General features: G+C 72.6%; 1 protein-coding gene and 1 pseudogene. One reads left to right on the top strand and one right to left on the bottom strand.

Going from position 1 to position 1,556, the window contains the following annotated elements:
* A pseudogene (locus AOK15_RS43285) lies at positions 1–271 on the top strand (endonuclease); the annotation flags it as partial.
* On the opposite strand, the gene AOK15_RS38300 reads toward AOK15_RS43285, so the two are convergent.
* Positions 201–1,496 carry a trypsin-like serine peptidase gene (locus AOK15_RS38300; protein ID WP_240508782.1) on the bottom strand — a complete coding sequence of 432 codons (1,296 nt, stop codon included), beginning with the start codon at positions 1,494–1,496 and terminating at the stop codon, positions 201–203. The pseudogene AOK15_RS43285 and the gene AOK15_RS38300 overlap by 71 nt on opposite strands.
* Positions 1,497–1,556 lie beyond the last annotated feature (60 nt).

Genomic DNA, 1,556 nt, shown 5'->3' with positions numbered 1-1,556 from the left:
TTCCTCGGGTTCGCCGGTCTTCAACGACCAGTGGGAGGTCGTCGCGCTGCACCACTCGGCCGTTCCCAAGACCGACGCCGAGGGACGTCCGCTGAGCGTCGACGGGGTGCCGTGGACGCCGGACATGGGCGACGACCGGCTGGCGTGGAAGGCCAACGAGGGGGTGCGGATCAGCCGGGTGCTGCGGGCCCTGCGCGAGATCACCCTGACGGGGGCGGCGGCGCGGTCACGCTCGCGACGGGGAACACCGACGGGTCGAGACCGACGCTGATCCGCAGCGGGATCGTCAGATGGGCGGTGCCGTCGGCGACGAACGCCCGTGAACCGTCGGGGCCGGGCCGTGCCGACCCACCGTTGCCCGACGGAGCGGGCGCGGCCGGCGGCGGGGCGCTCTCGACCGGCGCCGGGGCGGGCCCGGCCGCGGTGGTCCCGGGAACGAACACCTCGTCCCGGAGCCGGGCCGCCGCCCCCGTCAGGGTGATCTCGCGCAGGGCCCGCAGCACCCGGCTGATCCGCACCCCCTCGTTGGCCTTCCACGCCAGCCGGTCGTCGCCCATGTCCGGCGTCCACGGCACCCCGTCGACGCTCAGCGGACGTCCCTCGGCGTCGGTCTTGGGAACGGCCGAGTGGTGCAGCGCGACGACCTCCCACTGGTCGTTGAAGACCGGCGAACCCGAGGAACCCTCACGGGTGTCGCTCTCGTAGTGCGTGAACCGGTCGAGGATGTCCACGATCTGGTTCTCGCGCAGCGCCAACTGCTTGGGCTCGCCCCGCGGATGCTGGATGATGTTGACGAACTCCCCGACGACGACCGTGCCCTGCGCCTCGCTCAGCGTCAGCCGGCCGAAGGACTCCAGGGCCTCGCCCCGTGCCCCGTGCTCGGCCACCGCGACCAGACTGAAGTCCAACTCCCGGTCGGTGACGAAGAACCGGTGCGGCTCCAGCTGGAACACCGCGGGTGTCAGCGGCCTGCCGTCGATCCCGGCCTGGAGCGAGAACGCGACCACACTGCGGCGGGCCTCCTCCTGGCTGCGCAGCACGTGGTTGTTGGTGAGCAGCAGGGACGGCGACACCATGAAGCCGGTGCCGTGCCCGCCGCCGGGCCCGTTGATGGTGACCCGGCCGACCGAGCGGGAGACGAACGCCCCCTCCTCCATGAACGCCACCGGGGTGAGGTTGTTGCGTCCGATCAGCCGCTCCAGTCCCAGCACGTCGCTGCCGAAACTCTCCGGTGGCAGCCGCAGGGTGCTTCCGGCCGTCGCGACCGGGTCCGACGGCTCCCGCTCGATCGCCGTCGCCAGCGACCAGTCCGCGCCGAGCCGCGCCAGCCGCTTCTCGACCCGCTCCGGTTCGTCGGCGTGCAGCACGCCGCGGGTGCGCAGCACTTCCCGGTTCCGCTCCCGTCGCTCGGTGCGGTCCGCGTAGCGCGCGGCGGCGCTCGTCAGCTGGGACAGGTAGTCGGGTTCCGTGGGGGAGAAGAGTTCCGCCGTGGTCATGATCCGCCTCCCGGGTCTGGCGGTGGGATGGGCTAGAGGTGGGCTGGGCTAGGGGTGGGC

Source organism: Streptomyces ossamyceticus (genome assembly GCF_001418475.1).
GTDB classification, from domain to species: Bacteria; Actinomycetota; Actinomycetes; order Streptomycetales; family Streptomycetaceae; genus Streptomyces; species Streptomyces ossamyceticus.
This window is presented reverse-complemented; position numbering and strand designations above follow the sequence as displayed.